Genomic DNA, 23,420 nt, shown 5'->3' on the forward strand with positions numbered 1-23,420 from the left:
ACCTGACACGTTTTGTAACAGGCGAGGTCTGGGGATAAGGCGGCGGTCACAGACGGCAAACTCAGTCATAAATCTGGTTTACTGCGCAAATTTTACGCAAAAGACAGCATTTATCGCTGAGGCCCTACTTTTTATTGCCCGTTTCTTAGTGGTTATTGCCATAAAAGTGACGTTTCACCCTGCCATCCCCCAGCAAATATCCGCTGTCACGCACGATCCTCTTTTCCTCGCCGCAGGCCCGCGCCAGCGCGGTTTTCGCCATTGAATGCCGTCACAGCAGTGCGTAAGATTCTTTTTCACGTTTTACAAATAAGAAACTGCTATGCAAGCCTCCATCGCACCATCTCCCGACGCCGAAAACGATGCCACGCCCGTTAACTCACGCAGTAAAGTGGTGGTTGCCTCGTTGGTTGGTACAGCTATCGAATTTTTCGATTTCTATATTTATGCTACCGCTGCGGTTATCGTCTTCCCGCATATTTTCTTTCCACAGGGTGATGCCACGGTCGCCACGCTACAGTCGCTGGCGACCTTTGCCATTGCTTTTATTGCACGCCCCATTGGTTCTGCCCTCTTCGGCCACTTTGGTGACCGTGTCGGACGTAAAGCCACGCTGGTCGCTTCATTACTCACTATGGGTATCTCCACGGTGGTGATCGGCCTGCTGCCGGGCTATGAAACCATCGGCGTCTTTGCGCCTCTGCTGCTGGCGCTGGCGCGCTTTGGTCAGGGTTTGGGTCTGGGTGGCGAGTGGGGCGGCGCGGCGCTGCTGGCAACGGAGAACGCACCGGCTAAAAAACGTGCGCTTTACGGCTCCTTTCCCCAGTTAGGTGCGCCGATTGGCTTCTTCTTTGCTAACGGCACTTTTCTGCTGCTCTCCTGGCTGCTGACAGACCAGCAGTTTATGGCGTGGGGCTGGCGCGTACCCTTTATTCTTTCTGCCGTACTGGTGCTGGTTGGGCTTTATGTTCGCGTGTCGCTGCACGAATCCCCGGTCTTTGCCAAAGTGAAGAAAGAGAAGAAACAGGTCAAAATGCCAATCGGGACGCTGCTCTCTAAGCATATGAAGGCGACGATCCTCGGCACCTTTATCATGCTGGCTACCTATACCCTGTTCTACATCATGACCGTTTACTCCATGTCATACGGCACTTCGCCAGCGCCTGGCGGGCTGGGCTTCCCACGCAATACCATGCTGTGGATGCTGATGCTGGCGGTGATTGGTTTTGGCGTGATGGTGCCGATTGCCGGTATGCTGGCGGACCGTTTTGGTCGCCGTAAGACGATGATTGTGATTACGCTGATGATTATCGCCTTCTCGCTGATTTTCCCGAGCATGTTAGGGTCTGGCAATCAGCTGCTGGTGATGGCGTTCCTGCTGTGCGGCCTGAGCATTATGGGACTGACGTTTGGCCCGATGGGTGCGCTGCTGCCGGAACTGTTCCCGACGGAAGTGCGTTACACCGGCGCCTCGTTCTCCTATAACCTGTCGTCGATACTGGGCGCTTCTGTCGCTCCCTATATCGCTACCTGGTTAGCGCATACCTATGGTCTGTTCTATGTGGGTGTTTATCTGGCAGCGATGGCATGCCTGACGCTGATTGCCCTGCTTCTCAGCAAGGAAACCCGTCACGAATCCCTTTTCGACTAACCCTCGTTAAGCAGAAAAACCGGCTCCGGCCGGTTTTTTTTCGTTCTGCCATCCTGATTTGGCCCGACAAGGTCGCCGTTTTGGCGAGGGAACCATTCCGTTCCCTCACAGGTTATTTTTTCTTCATCTGCTGTAGCACGTTCGTACACTGATTATCTTCGTTATCGCTCGGGGAAATCAGTGCCAGAAGCGCTGCCGCCGGGCCGACTACCGCGCCCAACGCTACCGCCGCCGCACCACGAGCAATCAGCGGGCCTGCCTTCACGCCTGCATCCGGGTTCTTGAAGGTGCCACGCACATAGAGCGGCGAGCGCAGCGTGACGATGCGGATGCCCTTACTCTCCGGATCAATCGACAGATCCATGCGTTCGTTGGCGAAATTGGTGGTGCCGCTGATGTTGATAACCGCATTCTCCGTGTCGAAAACAAAGAGTTTGGTTGAGGCCAGGCCATTGTTGACCTGAAGATCTGCCGCCGCACAGTTGATGCGTACCTGATCGTCGCCAAACAGCTTGCCTACCACGTAGTTACCGACGTTCAGCCCGACAATCTCCATCAGGTTCCGGCTGATTACGCCATCATTCATCAGCATTTTCAGGTCGCCGTTGCTGGTCGCCAGAATGTCCGCCACCGAATTGCCTGTCCCGCTCAAAGAGGCATCACCGTTCATCTGCCCCATGCTGCTTTGCATTGCTTCAACATCCGGGAAGAGCTGCTTCAGCTTGAGATTACGCGCATGCAGATCGGCGCGCGCGCGCATCGGTGTGCGATCTCCTTCCATGCGAATAGTAGAGTTCAGATTGCCTCCGGCAATGCCAAAACGCAGCGGATCCAGCAGCAAATTGCCATTTTTCAGTACCAGATGAGTGTAAAGGTCGCTAAGCGGGAGCGAGTTACTGTGCTCGATACGCTTGCCGCTGAATTTAACGTCAGCATCCATCACGTCCCAGCTTTTGGTATCAAACTTATCATGCGGTAACACGCGGTCAGCAGGCTGGCTGGCGTCCTCACCGCGCCGGTTTTTCGCCTGCTCGGTTTTTTCGCTTCCTTTACCCGATTTCACGCCAATCAACGGCCCCAGGTCGGCCATTCGCAACTGTTTTGACTCTACTGAACCCTCAAGCTTAGGACGTGGTTTGCTCTGGGTATAAGTCATGGAGCCGTGAATATCACTGTCACCGATATGGCCGTTGAAGTTCTGATAACGGAATACCGGGCCGCCTTTCTGCTGGAAACGGGCAATCAGATAACCATCCGTTTCATAAGGAGGGGTATCAGGCAGCAGAATGCCGGTCAAACCATAGAGGTTGGCCAGCGTATCGCCAGAGAAACGTAAGCGGATATTCAGCCCACCAAGGTTTAACGGGTCCTGCAAGGTACCGCCAACCTGTACCCGCGTGGTGCCGTTGCGTACGTCCGCCTCCAGCGGGAAAGGATTAGTTTTGCTGCGCAGCGAGAGCATACCGCCGATTTTACCGTCACCGGTCAGCTTCTCATTGTTATAAGTCCCGGCCGCTTTCCAGCCAAAGACAAAATCAGAGGCGCCCTGCTGGTTTTTATCATCTTTGCTGCCTGCCACCTGCACATAGGGCACCGGTTTACCCAGCGGATTCACGGTAACCTTTACATCAGCTTTGTTTATCGCATCGCGATAAGCAATGTGCGCCCGATCAAACATGATGTTGTCGAGGCGGAAGGTCCAGGCGGAAGGGGGCTGATTCTGCTCCGGCGTGTCGCTGCCGGCAAGATTGAAGGTCCAGTTGTTCTTTTTATCCGCCGTCTGAATCAACCGGGCATCAGGCTGCGTCAGCTTGATCCACGGGATATAGACTTCCTTGCTTATCAGCGCCAGCGGGGCCAGGGTCGCATCCGCACGCTGAAGATGAACCATAGTGACTTCCGGAATATCAGGCGGATTGCCCAGCAGAATATCTTCCGCGTGTACGTGCGGCCACGGCACCCAACTGCGCCAGCCTGATTCGTCACGATTGCGTTCCCAGGAGATACCTAAATCGCCACGAATGGCGAAAGGACGGTTAAGTTCCGTCGAGACTTTCTGATTAATGGTAGGTTTAAGGCGGTTCCAGTCAAACGCAGCGATGATTACCACTACTACGATAACCAGCAATAAAAAAATCCCGACAACCCAGCTAATTATTTTCCCCGCACGCGACATATCCTTTCTCCTTGCTCGCTTCGGCCTTCTGTAAAGATAGTCGAGAGAACAGGATAGGACATTAGTTCAGTTGCAGAGGCAACGACGCCAGTCTGTCAAAAGGCATGGGACGGGCAAAAAAGTAGCCCTGAGCGGCAAAAGCAGTCGAATTCTGTACCTGCTTCCACTCCTCCAGGGTTTCCACACCCTCTACAATGACCCCTTTGCTATAACGGTTTATCAGCGCCAGCAGCACGTTAAACAAATTGCGCCCTTCATCGGATTTTCTCAGCATGATAAACAGCTCGCGTGCCATTTTGATGTAGTCATATTTCAGTTCGGTCAGCGCAGAGAAGTTAGCCATGCCGCAGCCGAAATCATCCAGCCACAGCGGCCCAAGCTCTGGCATTTGTGCAACAATTTCTACCTGCGGCAAAATATGATGCTCTACCAGTTCAAAGCGAACCCAGGGAGAGCGGGCAATCAGATGCCGGATGGCAGCTTTGTGTTGGATAGCCAGCATTGTCGGCCCGTCAATATTGACTGAGGCCACTATTCCGGTTTTGGTAAATGTCTCTTCCCATTGCGCCAGCAGCTCAAGCTGCTCGATCAGGATTTGCAGGCGGTGGTCGATCTCAAGCGCGGCAAAGTAGCACTCCGGCGATAAGGGCTGGTCCGGGGCGGAAGGGTGAAACACCGCAGTAAGCAACTCAATTGCCATCAGGCTTCCGGTTACCAGATAGATAGGCTGGAACCTGTAGCTGCGCTGGCACTCCTGCCAATACAGACGCTCTTCCTGTTGTTTTTTAACAACATATGAAGGAGGAAGCCGGTGGCTGATCTTGTTCAGCACCATTAAGTTGATCCTTTTGATAATGAGACCGTCCAGAGAACGGATCTCCCGCCTGACAGATATCGGCACCAGCTCTGATAACTTTATCGGGGGATCGCCCGCCTCAACCGGTTTATTCTCTCTGCCTCCGAAAAAAACAGAACGCTGTCGAGGGAGTTAACAGCCTGCTGCCGCAACTCATTAAAAGTAAAACGCTGTTTTAAAATATTGACTCTACCCGTCACGGCGGCGAAACTGGGTCAACTTTGAGAGAGGAGCAGACTCCTATGACGCAGAAAAAAATCGCCGTATTGGGCGAATGCATGATTGAACTGTCGCAAAAAGAGCATGATTTGAGTCGGGGGTTTGGGGGCGATACCCTGAACACGGCGGTATATATCGCCCGTCAGGTCGATCCGGCGCAGCTTGCCGTGGATTACGTTACCGCGCTCGGCACAGACAGCTTCAGTAGTGAGATGATCGCCGCATGGCAGCAGGAGAAGGTTGGCACCTCGCTTATTCAGCGAATGGAAAATAAGCTTCCCGGCCTCTATGTGATTGAAACCGATGCCCAGGGCGAACGTACGTTTTACTACTGGCGTAACGATGCCGCCGCACGTTTCTGGCTGGAAAGTGAGCAGGCAGAGGCAATTTGCCAGCAGCTGGCGGAGTATGATTATCTCTATCTCAGCGGTATCAGTCTGGCCATTCTCAGCCCACAGAGCCGGGAAAAACTGATGGCGTTGCTCGCGACCTGTCGGCTGAACGGCGGGAAAGTTATTTTTGATAATAACTATCGCCCACGCTTATGGCCATCTGTTGAAGTGACCAGGGCTGCATACCGGCTGATGCTGGCTTCTACCGATATCGCTTTCCTGACGCTGGATGATGAAACGCTGCTGTGGGGAGAATCTCCGGTTGAAGAGGTAATTGCCCGCACTCACGCCGCAGGCGTCAGCGAGGTGGTCATTAAACGAGGTGCAGAGTCCTGTCTTGTTTCCCTGCCAGACCAGCCGCTGCTGGAGATCCCTGCTGTTACGCTGCCTGCCAGCAGCGTAGTGGATACCACGGCCGCAGGTGATTCCTTCAGTGCAGGCTATCTGGCGGTCCGTCTGAGTGGCGGCAGCGCGAGCGATGCGGCGCGTCGCGGTCATCTCACAGCCAGTACGGTTATTCAGCATCGTGGGGCGATTATTCCGCTGGCGGCAATGCCCGACTGACTGCTTCACCATGTATACACAGGCAGGGATCAATCTTGCAGCTTCCTGCCTGGCATTAACACTCTGGCATAAAGTCAAATAACCAGCATAAGCTGACCCTTATTTGACTTTATGCCTTTTATTATCAGACTGAAAATAAAATTAAGCGAATAACTCATCCCGCTGAAAGTCATGCCTGCGGCTATTAGCAATAAAATAAGCAACACACCTCCTTAAACAGTTAATCAACTGAATGAGTTAAATCTTAATTCAGTACCACCACTGTGCGAATAAAATCATAATAAGCTGAATAGATTGAAAAAGTGACGAAATCGATTTAACCGCTTTAGTTTATCTGAAGCAGGTTTTAGCAATCTCTTTTAAAACAGAGAAGTAGCCAGACTAAAAACGAAAATAAATCTTTCCTGGGCATAGTCTGAAACTGGTAGTTCTGCATCAGGAATACTGGACGACTTAATAATAAATTGGCAATGTTTGTTTTAATGCAGCCAGACGAACTGATAAAAACTATTTTCGGCAAGGCTCGCCTATACTTAATTAATGCAAGACAGGAGCGCCTATGAAAACCGAAATAATAAATATCTGGCCTCATGGTGACGCCCCCGGCGCCAGCGATTCCAGGGTCAGCCCACAAATTATCGACTTAGCCAAAGAATATGAACCTTACGATCGGGCTGCCAGCGGCGTGCGCTGTCCTGAACTTGCCTTCTGGTATCCGGAAGAGAACAAGTCCAACGGTGTCACGCTGCTGGTGGCGCCAGGCGGCGGCTTTGAAAAAATCATGATTGATAAAGAGGGCAGCGCGCTGGCGATGTTCTTTACGGCGATGGGCTATACGCTGGCGGTAATGACCTACCGTTTTCCGCAGGATGGACACCATGAAGCTGCCGATGCGCCGCTGGCAGATGCACAGCGGGCCATACGCGTTTTGCGCCATCGCGCAGCACGTGGTCTGAACGGCAAACGTATCGTTATGATGGGCTTCTCCGCCGGGGGCTACGTCGCCGCCAGCGTCGGAACGCGTTTCAGTGAGAAGCTCTATCCGGTGCAGGATATCGCCGACTCGCTCGCTGCCCGTCCGGATGCCATGGTATTAATCTACCCGGTTATCAGCATGCGTGAAGGACTGGCGCATCAGGGTTCGCGCCTGCGCCTGCTGGGGGAACATCCTACCCAGAGTGAAATTGACGCCTATTCGCTGGAAACCCGCGTAACGGAGCAGACTCCGCAAACTCTGCTGATCCACGCCGTGAATGATGAGTCGGTGCCAATCAACAACAGCATGGTGATGTTCAGCGCGCTTCGGGAACACAAGGTCTCCAGCGAGCTGCATTTTTATGAAAAAGGCGGTCACGGCTTCGGCATTCGCAACGTAGCCGATCTGCCGCTGGCCAGCTGGCCGATGCTGGTAAACGAGTGGCTGCGCGCGCGAACCTGGGGATAAATGGCGTGCCAGTGAAGCTCTCAATGGCTAAGGAGAGGCTGAAGAGGCTGCTTAAACCCGGCATAAAGAAAACCCCGTTCCACTGGTGAACGGGGTTTCCAGCTATTGACCGTCAGTTTTGCGAAGCGGGGATATCACTCACTTCTGGCTTGGTGTCGTCAACCGCCACTGCCGCGGCATCCGGAGCCGGGGCCATGATCTTCTTCCAGCTCTCTTCCAGCGACTGCACGTTAGTTTCCGGTTCGCCCTGCGGCTGCATCAGCATCATCGTCAGATCCTGCGACAGCTGCTGACGCAGCTCCTGATTCATCATTTGCAGCGTCAGGCCAGAGAGGAAGCTCTGCCGCAACTTCTGATACTGCTCAGGCGCGATATCCACCACGGCATTCTGCTGGGAACGTAAGCGCTGGCTCATCAGTACATCGGTATCGGTACGGGCATAGGTGGCAAACAGCTTATTCAGCTCGGCGGTCTTCTGCGCCATCAGCGCGTCAAACTCCTCCTGCGGCAGGCCGTTGTCGCGAATATTCGCCATCTCACGCGCCACCAGATTCAGGTTACTTTGCAGCGTGCTGTTATCCGCATCCAGGTTAATAGCACATTGGGCGCGCTGATAGAGCACCCGGCAGTCGAATCCGACCTGAACCTTCTGCGCTTTGCTGGCGCTGAGTACGCGCTGAACATGCCAGAACAGCGCTTCACGGGCCAGATCGCTCTGCCAGTAGCGCTGCAAATTTTGCGAATCCCGAATTGGCTGCCACGGCGTATCCCACACCAGAGAGAGACGATCCTGATGCAGATTATTATTCACCAGGCTTATCGGCTGCGGGGGCAGCGGCGAAAGGGTCGGTACCGGTGAAGGAACATCCCGCTTGCCTTGCAGCGAAGAGAACGTTTTGTTGATCTGCTCTACCAGGCCACGGCTTTCAACATTGCCCACTACCATCAGCGTCATCGCATCTGGCGTGTACCACTGTTTATAAAAGTCGCTGAGCTTTTTGATATCAACCGGCGCGGCGGTTGGCGTTGCCGGGTCGTGCCCCAGCAGCGTTGAGCCTTTCAGCCGGTAGCGCCACCAGACATCCTGCGGATTGGCAGGCCAGGTGGCAATGGGGTCATCCGCCCCGAGAGCGGCATTCACCGTCTGCTCATTGATGGTCATGTCGCCTGCGGTGGCAGCCAGCCAGTTCATCGCCTCTTTCACCATCTCAGGCCGGTTATTGGGCAGGCTGAGGGAATAAAGCGTGAAATCATAAGAGGTGATAGCAGGCGGCTGAGGGCGATCGGGATCGATACTTTGCTGCCACAGTGAGCGCTGCTGGGCAGGATCGAGCTTCGCGTTATGCACCAGGGCCATACGCGGTAATAGATGGCTGTACCCTGCCTGCTGGGTATTTTCGAGTAATGAACCCGTATTAATCAGTAAGCGAACTTCAACGCGGTCACTGGGACGCTGTGGCGTTGTTAAAACCTGCCAGCTAAAACCGTTATCCAGTTTTCCCTGCTGCCAGGCGGGATCGGGTTGGAGTGTTTCAGCCTGCACAGTGCTGCTGGCAGCAGCCAGCAATATTCCACCAACCAAAAGACGAATTCTGGTGCCCTGCATGTGAACCCCTACTCAATCACAAACCAAAAAAAAATCACTGGCGATCTACGGCCTGGGGCTATCTACGGGAAGGATAACTCAGGGAAGCCGCTGTTTTTTAACGGAACAGCTTCTTAGACCACGTATTGGAGAGGATGTCCCACCCCGGAGTGAAAAATGATAAAAATCTCTGGGGGGTTATTATGCAAATGCCCGCCGCGAGGGCAAGTCGCGGTGGTCATTTGAGGGGATATTTAGTGAATTAAGCGTTTACATCGGCGCATCAGGCAGCTTTTTAGCCTTATTTCCCTTTGTGAGCGTTTCTGTCAGCTGCTTCTCATCCAACTGACCAACCCATTTCGCCACGAACACCGTTGCAACACCGTTCCCTACCAGATTGGTCAGCGCACGCGCTTCTGACATAAAACGGTCTATACCAAGGATCAGTGCCAGACCGGCTACCGGCAGATGGCCGACGGCAGAGAGCGTTGCTGCCAGCACGATAAAGCCGCTTCCGGTGACCCCTGCCGCCCCTTTGGAAGAGAGCAGCAGCACCACCAGCAGGGTAATCTGATGCCAGATATCCATATGCGCATTGGTCGCCTGGGCGATAAATACCGCCGCCATGGTCAGGTAAATTGAAGTCCCATCGAGGTTAAACGAATAGCCCGTCGGGATAACCAGCCCCACCACCGACTTCTTACAACCCAGCTTTTCCATCTTATCCAGCATGCGTGGCAACGCAGATTCGGAAGAGGAGGTTCCCAGCACAATCAGCAGCTCTTCTTTGATGTAGGCGATGAATCTGAAGATATTAAAGCCGGTAAAGCGGGCAATCAGCCCCAGCACCACAATCACAAACAGCAGGCAGGTAATGTAGAAGCAGATAATCAGCTGACCGAGCTGAACCAGCGATCCCACACCATATTTACCGATGGTGAAGGCCATCGCCCCGAAGGCCCCAATCGGCGCCAGGCGCATAATCATGTTGATGATGCCGAAAATAACTTTTGAAAAACCTTCGATAAAGTTAAAGACCAGCGTGCCTTTATCGCCCAGATGATGCAGGGCAAAACCGAACATAATGGCAAACAGCAGCACTTGCAGGATATTCCCGCTGGCGAACGCGCCAATCACGCTGTTGGGGATAACGTCCAACAGGAAGGCGACCACGCCCTGCTGCTCTGCCTGCTGAGCATAAACTGCCACCGCTTTAGCATCCAGCGTAGCCGGGTCGATATTCATGCCAACGCCAGGCTGCAACACGTTGACCACCACCAGCCCGATAATCAGCGCGATAGTACTGACAATTTCAAAATAGAGCAGCGCCACGGCACCAGTGCGGCCTACGGCTTTCATGCTCTCCATACCGGCAATCCCTGTGACCACGGTACAGAAAATCACGGGCGCGATGATCATCTTGATAAGTTTCACAAACGCATCGCCCAGGGGTTTCATCTGAGCACCTAATTCGGGGTAGAAGTGCCCTAACAGCACGCCGATGACGATGGCTGTTATCACCTGAAAATAGAGGCTTTTAAAAAGGGAAGTTTTCATAAAATGTCCGTTAACGGCTGGATGGCAGGTAAATTCGCTGTAGTTATACGTAACCTTCTGCGCGAAAATAACACTCTGTTAACGGGATTGATATAAGTTGGCCTGCTTTGCGCCGCAGCAGCGCGCCGTTTTATGAGCTGAATCACGTCAGCAAAAGCAGGTTTGTCTTAAGGATTGATACCACAGGGGATTATTGCATCCGGAAAGGAATCAATCAGCCTGAAACCCAAGGTATTTCTTATTGAAAACGGCCAGCGGCAGCGCCCCGGAATAGAGGTAGCCCTGGGCAATATTAATGCCACGGGCCAGCAGCCAGTCGCGCTGCTGGCTGGTTTCCACCCCTTCGGCAATGACATCCAGCCTGATGATGTCAGCGATGGCCGCCACGATGCGCACCATGGTGTCATCATCCGGAAGAATGCAGACAAAGCTGCGATCCATCTTCAGCTTGCTGATCGGTAAGGCTTTAAACTGGCTCAGCCAGTTAAGATTGGCATAGCCCATGCCGAAATCATCCAGCGCCACGGAAATCCCCACCTTCTGTAGTTCGCTTAACAGCCGCAACGCCTGCTCCGGTTCGCCCACCTGTGCCGTCTCGGTAATCTCCAGTATCAGGCTGCCGGGAGTGATTCGATGCCGGCGAATCAACTCCTGAAGATGCGTCACCATATCGGGTTCACGCAGCTGCGCCGCGGAAAGATTGACGCTGAGCGGCAGGGTAATGTTGTGCTTTTGCCAGGCAGCAAGTACCCGACAGGACTCTTCAAAGACCCAGCGACCCAGCGCGCCGATCACGCCAATCTCTTCCGCAGTGACAATCAGATCTTCCGGCAAGGTCCAGCTACCGTCCGGCTGGCGCATGCGCAGCAGGGCTTCCGCGCCCACCAGTTTGCCGTTGCGCATATCAATCTGCGGTTGCAGGAACAGCGCAAACTGCCCCTCTTCCAGCCCCTGCAAAATGTCATGCTCCTGCGTCATGCGCTTGTGAGCGCGCTCCATCATAAGCGGGTCAAAGAACAGGATCTGATTTTTGCCCTGATGGCGGGCAGACATCATGGCGGAAGCGGCCCGGCTGAGGAAATCGGACGCGGTAAGGGTGCTTGCCTCGCGCTGCGCCAGCCCGATACTGACGTTGGGGCGCAGATGCATCGCCTGTAACGATACGGGCTGATTCAGCCGCATCAACAGCAGCCTGGCGAGCCGCATCGCCCGGAACGGTTTATTGGCCCGCTTAACCAACAGCACAAAATCGCTGCTGGAGAGCTGGCCCAGTACGGTCTGGTCATCAATGCAGTGGCGAATTTTTTCCAGCAGGGTCAGCAGCAGCGTATCACGCTGCTCATCCAGCACTACGCCATTCGCCTCCAGCAGCGTTTCAATACGCAGCACCATAACGGTGAACGACTCGTCGCTGGAGACGGAAGCAAGATGCTGTTCCAGCAGTGCCAGGAAGAGCGTTTTGTTGGGCAGATTGGTCAGCGCAAACCGCGTGGTAAGGCGGCTCATCTCATCGTGCACCGCTTCCGCCACCTGCTGGTTGCGGTTGTAGCTGCGGATCAGCATTCCCAGTTCGTCATCCCGATGGCGGTCGGGCAGCGCGAGCTGATGGGAAATGGCCTCCTGCGGCGGCAGATCCTGTAGTTCGTTGGCAATTCTGCGCAGCGGGCGAACGATCAGTTTGTTGATGCACCAGCTGATGGCGACAGAGAGGATCAGCGCCAGCAACAGGTAGGTGGTAACCATGGTCGATAAGGCGCTGAGGATAAACTGATAGACTCGCCAGGAGTCAGCCTGTAGAACCAGCAGCGCCAGCGGTTTGGGATTGGCTGGCTCCAGAGAATAGAGCGGCACAGTGATCTTCACCGGCAGTTCAAAGAGCGTGGCGATAAATTCAGGCACCGGTTTTTCAGGCTGGAAATCACTGTGCAGCGCCTGCAAGCCGTTCGGCAACACCACCTCGGCGCGCGCCAGGATCCCGGCCGGTTTTAACGAATTGAGGATCTGTTCAGCCTGCGGAATATCCGCCTTTAGCACGGCCTGAGAAAGCGGTTCACGTACGGTATGGGCAACGTTTTCCATCTGCTGGGCGTAGTCAATCCTGCGCTGCTGCACAAAATGGAAAAGCTGAATGACAATAAATACAGAGATGGTCACGGCAGCCACGCCGGATACCGTCGCCATCTGTTTTATTGTTAATGAACGACTGACTCGCAAGCCTGATCTCCGAATTGCTGAATGCTGCCACCTGGGGCAGCAAAAACTGTCCCGAGTATATCGTAAGGGAGCCGCATGTTAAGCCCTGCTGTCAGGCAAGCTGCTGATTAGGCGTTTTCTTAGCATGATTAGCTGCATTCAGCCGGTTAAAACGGCAGTGTGCCGATCGGCTTTCGGAACTTGCGGCCAAAAATGAAATGGCAACACTTCATGGTAACAGTGCTGAAGCTTCCGCTTAATTATCGCTACCGACAAAGTGAAAAGCTACTGAGCTGAAGAAGTGCCAGCCACAACGCGCAAGCCGTGATGCCAGAAAGCGTAAACTGAAAGTTAACAAAGCCGGGCTGAACTGCACAAAGCCCGACAGGAATCTGGCGAAGTTAAAGCAGGCGGACGCGTGGATAAGGTCGCCCAAAAAATATCAAAGCTGAAAAGAGAAAGCTTAAGTCAGCCAAAACGGATCTGAAAAAGGCACAGGAAGAGGCTGACAAAGTGAAATAATATCGTCTACATAATGGTAAGGCTCATCTTTATAAGCCTTACCATAAAATTCTGAATCACAAGAGGATTAGTGGCGGATCAGTGCCAGCTCGTCTTCTGACAGGCCGGTCATTTGCATAACGGTATTACGGTCAATGCCGTTCCGCAGCATGGTACGGGCAATTTTCAGCGTTGCTTCGCGCTCCCCTTCAGTGCGGCCTTTTTCAATGCCACGCTGTTCACCAAGCTGAATACCCTTCTCGATGCCCTTCTGCTCCAGCTGCTGTGCGATGGTCATAAGTGCGTCTCCGTGTTGCGGCACACGCTGTGCCAGTTCGCGAACGAAGGCTTCAGAGTCAGCTGACTCGCCCGCCTGCAATAAATAGTGTATCAGCGCTGTTACCTGGGGTGAAGAAAGATAATCCGCCATCAGTAACGTGGCCAGACGATCGGTAAGCGTAGCGATATCGCGCTGGTGAATATGCTTCTGTAACAGCGTCAGCGCGGCCATGCTGCGATGCTCCATTATCTCCTCGTCCGGAATGACCGTAACATCAACCAGGGGAAAGGCACTCCCGTAGAGTTTTCCCGCCAGCGCCGGGTCATCGAACTCGTCGAGCCATCGCGTTGGGTAAGGATAGGGGCTGCGTTTGCCGGTATAGAAGAGGATCGGTATCACCAGCGGCAGCGTTTTATGCCCAGCCTCAAGGTGCCGCTGCATGGCGGCCACAGCGTACCGCATAAGCCTGAACGCCATATGTTTGTCCGGAGTGGACTGATGCTCGATCAGTACATGTATATACCCGTCACCGGCAGTGGTCTTCAGGCTGTAGAGGACGTCGCTGAAATACTGGCGCAGGTCATCTTCAACAAACGAGCCGGATTCCAGTTTCAGGGTGCTGAGGTCGCAGACAGAACGCAGCTCTTCAGGGAGGTGCAGTTCCATGAAGTCGCGGGCAATATCAGGCTGTGTGAGAAACTGCCTGAATGTCGCATCGTGGGGTGTGGGTGTGCTGTTCTTTTTTTTCATCGGATCTGACTCTGACAATCACACGCGCATGGTATCACAGGCGGAAAGTGATAAAAAAACGCCACAGCCCTATAACCGTGGCAGTTACCGGATGGTGGTTAATCAAAGTCGGCATAGGGGGTAAGCGGTTCGGGCGGCATATTCAGATCGCCTTCCCAACCCGCCAGGGAGTAGCGGGCATAGATAAGTGCATGACTGGGCGTATAATCTTTAGCCTGCTGAATATCAATACCCACCCCCAGCGTCCAGTGCGAGGTCAGCCTGCGCTCTATCAGCGCCCGTAGCGTGTAGCCAAAGCCGCTGCTGCTGCTGTCGCTGCCTGTAGGGTTATCGCGGGTCAGTGCTCCAAAATCGAGCGGATAGCGCGACTCTGCATGGGTTTCTGAGTAAGACCAGGAGACGGAGCCTGCCAGATCATAAGACCAGTTTTCTGTGCGCTGCCGCCAGGTGACCGGCACGGAGAGCGAGTTATAGCGCTGCGGGCTGTAGTAGCCTCCCTGCCCCAGTGAGTAATCACTCAGATCGCGGGCGTAATGCCACACCATGCCGTTCAGGCCTATCGTCGCCCGCCGGTTATCTTCATTGATCAGCTTGTAGTAGTACCCCGCCATAACCCGCTCACGAGAGTTATCCGCTACGTTTTTGCCGGTGAGTTGATGCGCGCTGAGAGAGGCCCAGACGCCGTTGGCGTTGCCCTGGTCGTAGCTCAGACCAATCGCTCCGCCGGTTGCGACCACCCCGCCCCAGGTCTTGCCGCTGGCCAGATTCGGATCCTGCGCGCCAGCGTAAGAGAGTAAGGAGCTGGAAATCGGCCGCCTGGATGCAGTCAGCGACACCCCCAGATCCTGCACATCGGTATGCCATGTCAGCCCGCCGACCCAGTTAGTGATGGCAAACCCCAGCGGTGTGCTGCCCAGGTCTGCCGACCATTGCTCGCTCCTGTAGCCCAAGCCGACGCTGGTGCCGTTCTGATGCTGCCGGAAGTTGCGGTTACAAACGGCGGTGTCACTGGCGCAGGTGCCAAAGTTTTCATCAATAGTGCCCGTGCTGCTGCGCGAGAACGATCCCGCAGAGAGATCGACGTTATCAATCCGCAGGAAACCTTTCCCCACAGAAAACGGCGCTTCGGCTTCAATCATGGTGGTATGGGCAGTGAAGTCCGAGACTCCGCCCGTACCCTTGTTACGCGAATAGTCTTCCTCCAGCGTCAGCGTGACCTCCTGCTGACGATAGAGATCGGCAGCGTCACGACGAATGCCGCGTTTAAGCCAGTCGTCGCGCTGGTTGTTGCGGGTCAGCCGGGTGTAATCATCATTATTATCCGGCTGAGCGGGACTGATGCCGCTGGCAACCATTGCCCTGGCGTAATCAGCCCTGGCGGCCTCGGGCTGTTGCTGAAGGGCTTCAACCCTGGCCGCATCGCGGTAAAGCAGCGCGCTGCTTTGCGAGGGGCCTTCTCTGGCGGCCAGGGGCTTCAGGTGCTGATAGAGTGCAGCGGCCCGCTGCGGTTCTCCTGCATCCAGCCAGGCGTTTGCCGCTCTTCGTCCACTGTTCAGGCTCTGAAGAGGGAAATCCGCTGGCAAGGCGCTGAGCTGTGTGCGGGCCTCCTTCAGTTGCTTCAGCGCCACCAGCGCTTCGATCCTATCCAGACGGGCTTCCGCTTCTGCCAGCTGGCGATCTCTTTCCAGACGATCCGCGAGATCCTGCAAGCTCCGATCCCATTTCGCCTTCGGCAGGAGATGGAGCTGGGCCAGCGCTGCGTCGGCACGATCGCTGCCGGAAAGATAGAGCGCATAGGCATAGACCTGCACGGGTGACTCTGGCTGCTGTCGGGCCATAGCCTGCATCAGCCCATCGGCAGCCTGAGGCTGACCGGCGTGGCGCAGCGCGCCTGCCAGCCGGTAGTTCAGCCAGATATCGTCTGGAGTAGCCTGCTGCGCCAGCCGATATTTCTCTGCCGCCTGCTGCCAGTTGCCAGCCTCTGCCAGCCGCTCCCCTTCTGCGCTAAGCGCGTTGCTGCGCAGGCTGGCGAGGGTATCACTTACCGCGCGTTTCTGTGCCGCCGAAAGCCTGTTAATAAACGCCAGCGCCTGCTGCGGTGACTGCTGCTGATAAAGTGCGGCAAGCCGCCGGACGGCAGTGGCGTTATCAGGATCGCTACGCAGGGCCTGCCTGTAGAGTGCTTCTGCCGCAGACGAATTTTTGCGCGCCTGCGCCACATCACCCTGCCCAATCAGCGCATAGCCATCGCGGTTATCCAGACTGCGGGCCAGCTGGTAATAACGGCTTGCCTGAGTCAGATCGCCCCCCGCCAGCGCTTTGTCTCCCTTAGCAATCGCCAGCCAGTACTGGTTTGAGTGCAGCAGGCTCTGCCATTTGCCGATATCGGTGCCTCTGGCATCTGCGGCTATCGCCCGCTGGAAATAGCCGTTGGCCGCTTCACGGTTATTTGCCCGTGCCAGCGCCTGGCCCATTGCGCCCAGCAGTTCAGGATCGTCTGGCGTCGCTTTTAACGCCGCGCGTAATGCCGGCAGTGCGGCGCTGCTCTGGCCCCGGTCGATCATCGCCAGCCCGCGCAGGCGCTGCTGATAAGCGGGATCGGCCAGCATTTTTTGCTGACGGGACAGCTCTGCCAGCCCGTCTGACTGCGGTTTGTCGCGGGTAAAGGTGGCGAGGTAGGCTCTCAGCTGCGCCACGCTTTGCGGCGTAACCGGCTGGGATTTGATGCTGCTGAGCCACAGCTCGGCGGCCTGTACCTGGCCGGCGGGATCGGCCGCCACCGCCTGAAGCTGCTTCACCGCTGCCGCCATGTTATTGCGGCTCAGCTCCATCCGCGCTATCGCCATGCGGACATTGATGCTGCCTGGCGCCTCACGCTCCAGCGCGGAGAGTTCCTCCAGCGCGTGTGTCTCCTCTCCCGGCAGCTGCGCCACTAATCGCCAGTACTCCAGCGCAATATCACTGGAAGGAAATATGCCGTTGAACTGCCGATCGTAGGCTGTACGGGCTTCTGCAAAGCGTCCGGCGGTAGCGAGCAGCCTGGCCTGTTGCAGCTGCTGCCGTCCCGCTTCCGACAGCAAACGCAAGCTGGCTTCAGCCTGGCGGGTAGTCAGCGAATCGGGGGAAATACCCTTCAGCGTTACCATCAGCTGGCGGGCTTTATCCTGCTGCCCCTGACGCAGCGCAAGGCGGATTTGCGCCGCCAGCACCTGCGGATCGTCCGGCGCAATCTTCTCCAGCCGGTAGAGCGACTCGCTGACCAGCTCATATTTATTGGTGGCTTCACCGATCCTGACCTGCTGCAACAGCCAGGCGATCGGTTCCACCTGCTCCGCTGCCGCTACGGCGCCGCTTAACGGCAGCAGCAGCAGCGGCAGAAGCAGGCTCAGCCGTGAGCGTTTCACTCCCGGTCATCCTCGTCACCCAGACGATGGCGGCTTACGCGCTGCATCAGACGCCAGACCAGCAGCGCAAACACCACCACCACCACGGCGGCAAAGAGCGCCAGCAGCACCGGATGCGAGGCCAGCGCATTCCACAGCCGTTCATACCAGGGGAGATGGCCTACCCAATATGTCTCGCCCACCCGCAGGCTGCTGACGCCGGAGTCACGTATAACCGAGGCGGAACCAAAGATGGCGGCCCGCTTGCCGCTGTCGGTCAGCGCACCGTTCAGCAGCGTCCAGGCCTGCGGGCTGTCTGCCAGCAGGGCAACGACGCTGCGCTGGGCAGCAAACGGCGACTGGAAACCGACCAGCGCCGCCACCGGCGCGGCTGAGCTGATAGTGGTCTGGCTTTCGGCCCGGCGATCGTCAGGTGAAGAGGAACCGCCTGAGAACGCGGCCTGCCGGTTCGGTTTGTTCACCCAGCTTTTCGCCGCCTCCACCAGCAGATTCACCTTATCGTCGCCTCTCATGGCAGCAGGTAGAGTGCCGATCATCAGCAGGTCGGCGTCATACTCTTTCGCCTTGCTCCAGTCATCGGTCATCTGCACTTTCAGCGCCGGATAACCGGTCTGGGCAGAAATGTTACCTAATGCATTCAGCAACGCGCTGACCTTGCCCGGCTCTGGCCGGTCACTGACCAGCACCAGCGTTTGCGCCAGGTCAGCGTTACGGCTGAAGGGAAAGCCCGCACTGGCAAAGGCACCCAGCGAAGGCATCTCCATGTAATGGCGGTAGCCGGAGAAGTCCACCGTAGAGTTGGGGTCAATCACCACATGATTGGTAACAGGGGTGATGGTCTCGCAGCGGCCTTCACTGGTGGTGTTGTTATAGGTTCCGCCGATAAAGGTACTGGCGTAATCGAAGTCAAACCGCAGCTGATTAACCACGCCCAGCTGTAGCGCCGGAATGGTGAGCCGCGTACCGTTGTCCAGCAAGCCCTGTACCAGCGGAATGCGCAGCAGCTGTTTGCCCTCTTCCCGTTTGGTGGTTAGCGCATAATCCTGCACAAACTGATCGTTCAGGTTCACCGCCAGCCGCGAGCCATCATCCTGCACCGGTGAGGTATAGCGGTATTTGATATCCATATCGATACCGCGCGCGCGCACCAGGAACAGATCCGGCGGCAGCTTCAGGGTCAGGGCTATGGGGCCGGGCTGCATACCATCGGCCTGGAGCTGGCCCCGGAACTGTTGCAGCTCGCCAAAGGTGGTGGCGCGATCGGTACGCACCCAGTTTGGCGCATCGTAAGGCTGCCGGGCTGCCAGCGATTTTACGCTGTCGATGGTGGAGGTTTCTCCGCGCAGCAATATTTCCCCCTGCGCAATTCCCTGCACCGCTGTCAGCAAATCGTTGTCGTCACGGCCCAGAATCAGCAGTAATTTCTGGTACGGATTACCCGGCCTGTCGATCATCTCTACCGTTGGTTTATCTACCGGCGGCAGCGTTTTCAGGAAATCTGGCCGTTTGTCGTTTGTGGCGAAAACCACAGCATGCTGTTTTTCCGGCAAGGCGTTATAGAGCACCGGGAAAGTCTGCCCACGCCAGTCAGCTTTGGTACCGAACCAGGAGGCGAGCACCGCCGCCGCACGCTGTTCACCTACATCAGGCGCAGCGGCGAAAATCATCGGCAGCGACAGGGGACGGCTCTCCCGCGCATCAAAGAACGGTTCCGGGAAGTGGGAGAGATCGTTTTTGACCGGCAGCTTCTGTAGCGCCATCTCCAGCGTGCTTGCCTTGCCGATCTCCAGCCAGATGGCGCTGTTTGCCGGATTTTCGCAGATGTTAGCGTAATGTCCTACCAGCTCCAGGCGGATGCGGTTAAAGTCGCCTATCAAACGCGGATCGATAGGCACCTGAACCTGACTGGTTTTTCCCAACTCTTCGGCGGTTATCGGAACCAGGCCTGCCAGCTCATCATTCAGATAAACTTTAAGATGCGAAAGTGAAGGGATCAACGAGGGTGAAGGGCGGAAAGTGAGATTCAGCACCGCTTTAGTAACCACCTCATCACTGCGCACGCCAAACTCAATCTGCCCCTGGGTGCGGGTTCCCAGCAGAGTAAAGTTGCCCGGCGGGGGCGCTATCTCAGAAAAAGTCGACAGCGCGTTGCGTACCGGGGCTGCCGGGTCAATGTCCGGCTCCGCGCGCAGCGATGAGGGGGTCGTTATCGGCTGAGAAAAGGTTTCCGGCGCGGCCTGCACCACCGGCGTCATACTCAGCAATAACGCCATGAACCAACCTGGTTTTATCGTCATCTTGTCTTCATCTGTAAGGGGGAACCCACGCTGCTCACCATCCGCGGGGAAAACGAGGCTATCCAGCCTGCCAGCCGCGTCAGCAGCGCAAACAGCCCGCGCAACGGAGCGGGGCCATGTTCGGCAAGCCGTAAATAACCCCGGAAGCCCAGCACCACAATATCGGCCAGACTCTGAACAGGTTTATCTTCGGGGAAACTGTCCTGCCACAGTGCCCAGGTATCGGCGCGGGCAAAGGTACACTGAATAAATTCCACCTGCTGTTCCGTCGTCAGCTCATGCAGGCGGATACCGGCACGACGACCAAAGGTTCGCTGCACCACACAGGGAAAACTGAACTCCTGCTGGCCGCGGCGCAGCAGCAGGTAAACGGTATCGTGCTCATTGAGCTGGTTTTCTTCTTTCATTTCCACGCCCACGCCGCCGTCTGAGTAGTCACGTAGCGTGCAGGGGAGCATATGGCCGTCAGCCCTGGCCAGCGCAGCGGGCATCGCAATTTCAACGCGATGGGCTTCCCGGATCTGCCTCGCCTCTACCGATACGGCAACCGCGCCGCCCAGGATAATCAGGTTATAGAGCACCCACACCAGGCTGACGATAACCGTCAGCACCTCGTGCGGCGGCCCATATTGCAGCCGCCAGAGGGCCGCACCGACGCCCGCCAGATTAAACAGCACCAGGCACATATAAGGTCTGGTGATCACCCAGTCCAGATGCTGCTCTTCCACCAGACCACCTTTGGCGGTGACGTTGAATTTGCCTTTATGGGGATTAAACAACGCCGCAGTGGTGGGTCTGGCGATATACCAGGCCAGCACCGTCTCGTAGACTTCACTCCAGAACGAATGTCGCCAGCGCCCCTGAATGCGTGAGTTAGTAAGGCTGGTGTGGATCATATGCGGCAGCACGAAAATGGCGATAACCAGCGCCGGGGCAAAAATAATAAAGGCGTGGAGAAGCAGAAAAGCGAGCGGCGCCAGCAGAAATATCAGCCGGGGTATACCGGCCAGGAAGTGCAGCATGGCGTTGGCATAGCAGAGCCGCTGCACCAGCTTCAGCCCCCTGCCCGTGAGCGGATTATCCAGCCGGAAAATCTGTACCATCCCTCTTGCCCAGCGAATACGCTGCCCGATATGGGCGGAGAGGCTTTCTGTTGCCAGTCCGGCAGCCTGCGGGATACGGATATAGGCAGAGGTGTAGCCCTTACGGTGCAGGCGCAGCGAGGTATGCGCATCTTCCGTCACCGTTTCCACCGCGATACCGCCAATCTCATCCAGCGCGGAACGGCGGATCACGGCGCATGAACCGCAGAAGAACGCCGCATCCCAGACATCGTTGCCATCCTGCACCAGACCGTAGAACAGCGTGCCTTCGTTTGGCGTGCGACGGAACCGGCCAAGATTGCGTTCGAACGGGTCGGGCGAGAAGAAGTGGTGCGGCGTCTGAAGCATCGCCAGCTTCGGATCCTTCAGGAACCAGCCAAGCGAGACTTGCAGGAAAGAACGGGTAGGCACATGGTCACAGTCAAAAATCGCCACATACTCGCTGCGGCAGACGGTTTTCAGCGCATGGTTGATGTTACCCGCTTTGGCATATTCCCGGCTGGGGCGCGCAACATACTGCACGCCAATTTCCTGCGCGAATTTGCGAAACTCAGGCCGGTCACCGTCATCCAGCAGATAAATTGTCAGCTTCTCTTTTGGCCAGTCGATGCCCAGCGCGGCGTAGAGCGTCGGCTTCACCACGCTTAGCGCTTCGTTGTAAGTGGGCACTAACAAATCCACGGTAGGCCAGCTTGCCGTCTCTTGCGGCATCGGCACCGGTTGACGCTGCAACGGCCACAGCGTCTGGAAATAGCCCAGTACCAGCACCACCCAGGAGTAGGTTTCTGCCGCAATCAGCAGCAGCCCAAAGGTCAGGCTGACCGGATCATCCCAGTTCAGCGTGGAGGTGTAGCGCCACCAGAGATAGCGGCAGGAGATGGTCAGCGAGAGTACGATCAGCATCATGGTCGGCAGCCTTCCGGGGATGCGGCGCACCACCATCGCCACGCTCCACAGCAGCAGCACAAACACCAGTTGGGTAAAGAAGTCGAACGGCTGGGAGATACAGAGCAGAGCCAGCGCGGAGGCAGTCAGGATTGCGATACCAAACAGCGCGCGACGCAGCAGAGGGGGCAGGCGTTTAAGATGGCGATCCGCTTTACCGGCTATCTCCCGCTCTGTCGCCCACCGGGGTAATTTAGCCAGCCAGAGGCGGGCGCGTTGTCGCCAGCTTTGCAGCGGGATAAAAGGCGAGCGCCCGCTGCGGCTGACGGCATCCAGCGGCAGCACCAGCAGCAGCCAGAGGCTTTGCAGGACATAGCGTAAACAGTCCGCAGGACGCGGTCTTTGCGGGGAGATATGCGGATAGAATCGGTGGCGGCTGGCGTGAATCTGTTGCCAGCCGGGCTGTTCAAACCTCAGCACCGCCCAGGCGAGTATCAGCCAGAAACAGTGCAGCCCGGCAGTCAGCGCCGGGGTACCCTGCTGGCGAAACCCGCTGTAACGCTGTTGCAGGCCGAGGAAGACCGACGGCATCAGAAGCCAGCGCAGCAGCATCATGCCGCGCTCCCATGCAGATTGATCAGCGCCCAGCTGGCAAAAGTCATCATCTCTTCCGCCGCCAGACTCTGCGGGCGATATTCCGTAAACGGCTGTTTGTTCAGCAGCGCTTCGGCTACCGCTTCGTCACGGTGAACAGAGAGCGGGATCAGGTTGTCCAGCGTGGTCAGCCAGAGCTGATGCAGATCCTGCTGAGACTTGCTGAGGGGGAAAAACTGATTCAGCAGAAAGAGGTTACCGGCGGCGAAGCGCTGCTGATGCAGCCGGATATGGCAATTGGCATCCGGCACCAGCACGCTGATAACCCGATCGGCCAGCGGCAGCAGGGAACGCGTCCAGGGCGTGGCACCCGCAGGAACGTCCAGTAAAATCCAGCGGTAAGTCTGGCGAAGCTCTGCCAGTTGAGCCGCCCAGAGACCGCCATGCGCCAGCGGCTGGCTGACAAAGGTCATCAGTTCCCGATCGTCTATCTCACCGAACGGGACAAAATCCAGGCCTGGCGCATAGCGCAGGGCGCTTTGTTGCCAGGGCTGATCGTCGAGCGCAGCACGCAGCCAGCCACGGGGATGAGTGGACGGGGTATTAAAATGGAGGCGCAGCTGGTTATCCGGCGACAGATCCACGACAGCCACCGGTTCTTCCAGCGCATGCAGCGCCCAGGCAAAAGCGGCGGTCAACGATGTTGTTCCTGCCCCGCCCCGCACGCCCTGAAGAGCAATAACTGGCACTACCGATCCTCATCAAAGTGGGCAGTAGCCAGTTCGGCAAGCAGCGGCCAGCGGGCCACAATGCCCTCCAGCCGCTCCTGCCGGGCAATATCCACGTAGCGCCAGCCCTGTAACGAAAAAGCGTCGGCTAATGCCCGAATATCATCCTGTGCCTCACCCATCGCGGCTGTCACCGGCAGGTGCTTTTCACTCGTCATAAAAACCCTTTTGCAGCAGAAAA

The 23,420-nt window shown here is 56.4% G+C and carries 14 protein-coding genes; 3 read left to right on the top strand and 11 right to left on the bottom strand.

Translation table 11 applies throughout. The features are described 5' to 3' along the window. The first annotated feature begins 322 nt into the window (after positions 1-322). Positions 323-1,651 (top strand): MFS transporter, encoded by a 1,329-nt coding sequence (locus tag AAH450_RS15765; RefSeq protein ID WP_342911047.1) that lies wholly within the window; start codon positions 323-325, stop codon positions 1,649-1,651. A gap of 112 nt (positions 1,652-1,763) precedes the next feature. Here AAH450_RS15765 and AAH450_RS15770 read toward each other — a convergent pair whose 3' ends face one another. Further along, positions 1,764-3,827 carry an AsmA family protein gene (locus tag AAH450_RS15770; protein WP_342911048.1) on the bottom strand — a complete coding sequence of 688 codons (2,064 nt, stop codon included), beginning with the start codon at positions 3,825-3,827 and terminating at the stop codon, positions 1,764-1,766. Between the two features lie 61 nt (positions 3,828-3,888). Then, on the bottom strand, positions 3,889-4,662 hold the full coding sequence (gene pdeH, locus AAH450_RS15775) for a cyclic-guanylate-specific phosphodiesterase (RefSeq protein ID WP_342911049.1): 774 nt from the start codon (positions 4,660-4,662) through the stop codon (positions 3,889-3,891). A gap of 263 nt (positions 4,663-4,925) precedes the next feature. Between pdeH and kdgK the strand changes: the two genes are divergently transcribed. After that, on the top strand, positions 4,926-5,858 hold the full coding sequence (gene kdgK / locus AAH450_RS15780; RefSeq protein WP_342911050.1) for a 2-dehydro-3-deoxygluconokinase: 933 nt from the start codon (positions 4,926-4,928) through the stop codon (positions 5,856-5,858). A gap of 559 nt (positions 5,859-6,417) precedes the next feature. Then, positions 6,418-7,302, top strand: a complete 885-nt coding sequence (locus AAH450_RS15785) for an alpha/beta hydrolase (protein ID WP_342911051.1) — start codon at positions 6,418-6,420, stop codon at positions 7,300-7,302. A 112-nt stretch (positions 7,303-7,414) separates the two neighbouring features. On the opposite strand, the gene AAH450_RS15790 is transcribed toward AAH450_RS15785, so the two are convergent. From AAH450_RS15790 to bcsR, 9 genes are all read right to left on the bottom strand, one after another. Next, on the bottom strand, positions 7,415-8,908 hold the full coding sequence (locus tag AAH450_RS15790; RefSeq protein WP_342911052.1) for a M16 family metallopeptidase: 1,494 nt from the start codon (positions 8,906-8,908) through the stop codon (positions 7,415-7,417). 249 nt (positions 8,909-9,157) lie between these two features. Then, positions 9,158-10,444 (bottom strand): dicarboxylate/amino acid:cation symporter, encoded by a 1,287-nt coding sequence (locus AAH450_RS15795; RefSeq protein ID WP_342911053.1) that lies wholly within the window; start codon positions 10,442-10,444, stop codon positions 9,158-9,160. 210 nt (positions 10,445-10,654) lie between these two features. After that, positions 10,655-12,658 carry a biofilm formation regulator HmsP gene (hmsP, locus tag AAH450_RS15800; protein ID WP_342911054.1) on the bottom strand — a complete coding sequence of 668 codons (2,004 nt, stop codon included), beginning with the start codon at positions 12,656-12,658 and terminating at the stop codon, positions 10,655-10,657. A 568-nt stretch (positions 12,659-13,226) separates the two neighbouring features. Then, the gene (locus AAH450_RS15805) at positions 13,227-14,168 is read right to left on the bottom strand and encodes an Rpn family recombination-promoting nuclease/putative transposase (protein WP_342911055.1); all 942 of its coding nucleotides are present in this window, start codon (positions 14,166-14,168) and stop codon (positions 13,227-13,229) included. Between the two features lie 98 nt (positions 14,169-14,266). After that, positions 14,267-17,572 carry a cellulose synthase subunit BcsC-related outer membrane protein gene (locus AAH450_RS15810; RefSeq protein ID WP_342911056.1) on the bottom strand — a complete coding sequence of 1,102 codons (3,306 nt, stop codon included), beginning with the start codon at positions 17,570-17,572 and terminating at the stop codon, positions 14,267-14,269. Beyond that, on the bottom strand, positions 17,569-19,869 hold the full coding sequence (gene bcsB, locus AAH450_RS15815; RefSeq protein ID WP_342911057.1) for a cellulose biosynthesis cyclic di-GMP-binding regulatory protein BcsB: 2,301 nt from the start codon (positions 19,867-19,869) through the stop codon (positions 17,569-17,571). Before bcsB ends, AAH450_RS15810 begins: the two co-directional genes overlap by 4 nt. Beyond that, positions 19,866-22,472: a UDP-forming cellulose synthase catalytic subunit gene (bcsA, locus tag AAH450_RS15820; protein ID WP_342911058.1), complete on the bottom strand. Its 2,607-nt coding sequence runs from the start codon at positions 22,470-22,472 to the stop codon at positions 19,866-19,868. The genes bcsB and bcsA overlap by 4 nt, the downstream gene beginning before the upstream one ends. Further along, positions 22,469-23,200 carry a cellulose biosynthesis protein BcsQ gene (bcsQ, locus tag AAH450_RS15825; RefSeq protein WP_342911059.1) on the bottom strand — a complete coding sequence of 244 codons (732 nt, stop codon included), beginning with the start codon at positions 23,198-23,200 and terminating at the stop codon, positions 22,469-22,471. The genes bcsA and bcsQ overlap by 4 nt, the downstream gene beginning before the upstream one ends. Beyond that, the gene (gene bcsR, locus AAH450_RS15830; protein ID WP_342911060.1) at positions 23,200-23,397 is read right to left on the bottom strand and encodes a cellulose biosynthesis protein BcsR; all 198 of its coding nucleotides are present in this window, start codon (positions 23,395-23,397) and stop codon (positions 23,200-23,202) included. Before bcsR ends, bcsQ begins: the two co-directional genes overlap by 1 nt. Between the last annotated feature and the right edge of the window lie 23 nt (positions 23,398-23,420).

The sequence above is a fragment of the Erwinia magellanica genome, from assembly GCF_039023495.1.
GTDB lineage: Bacteria > Pseudomonadota > Gammaproteobacteria > Enterobacterales > Enterobacteriaceae > Erwinia.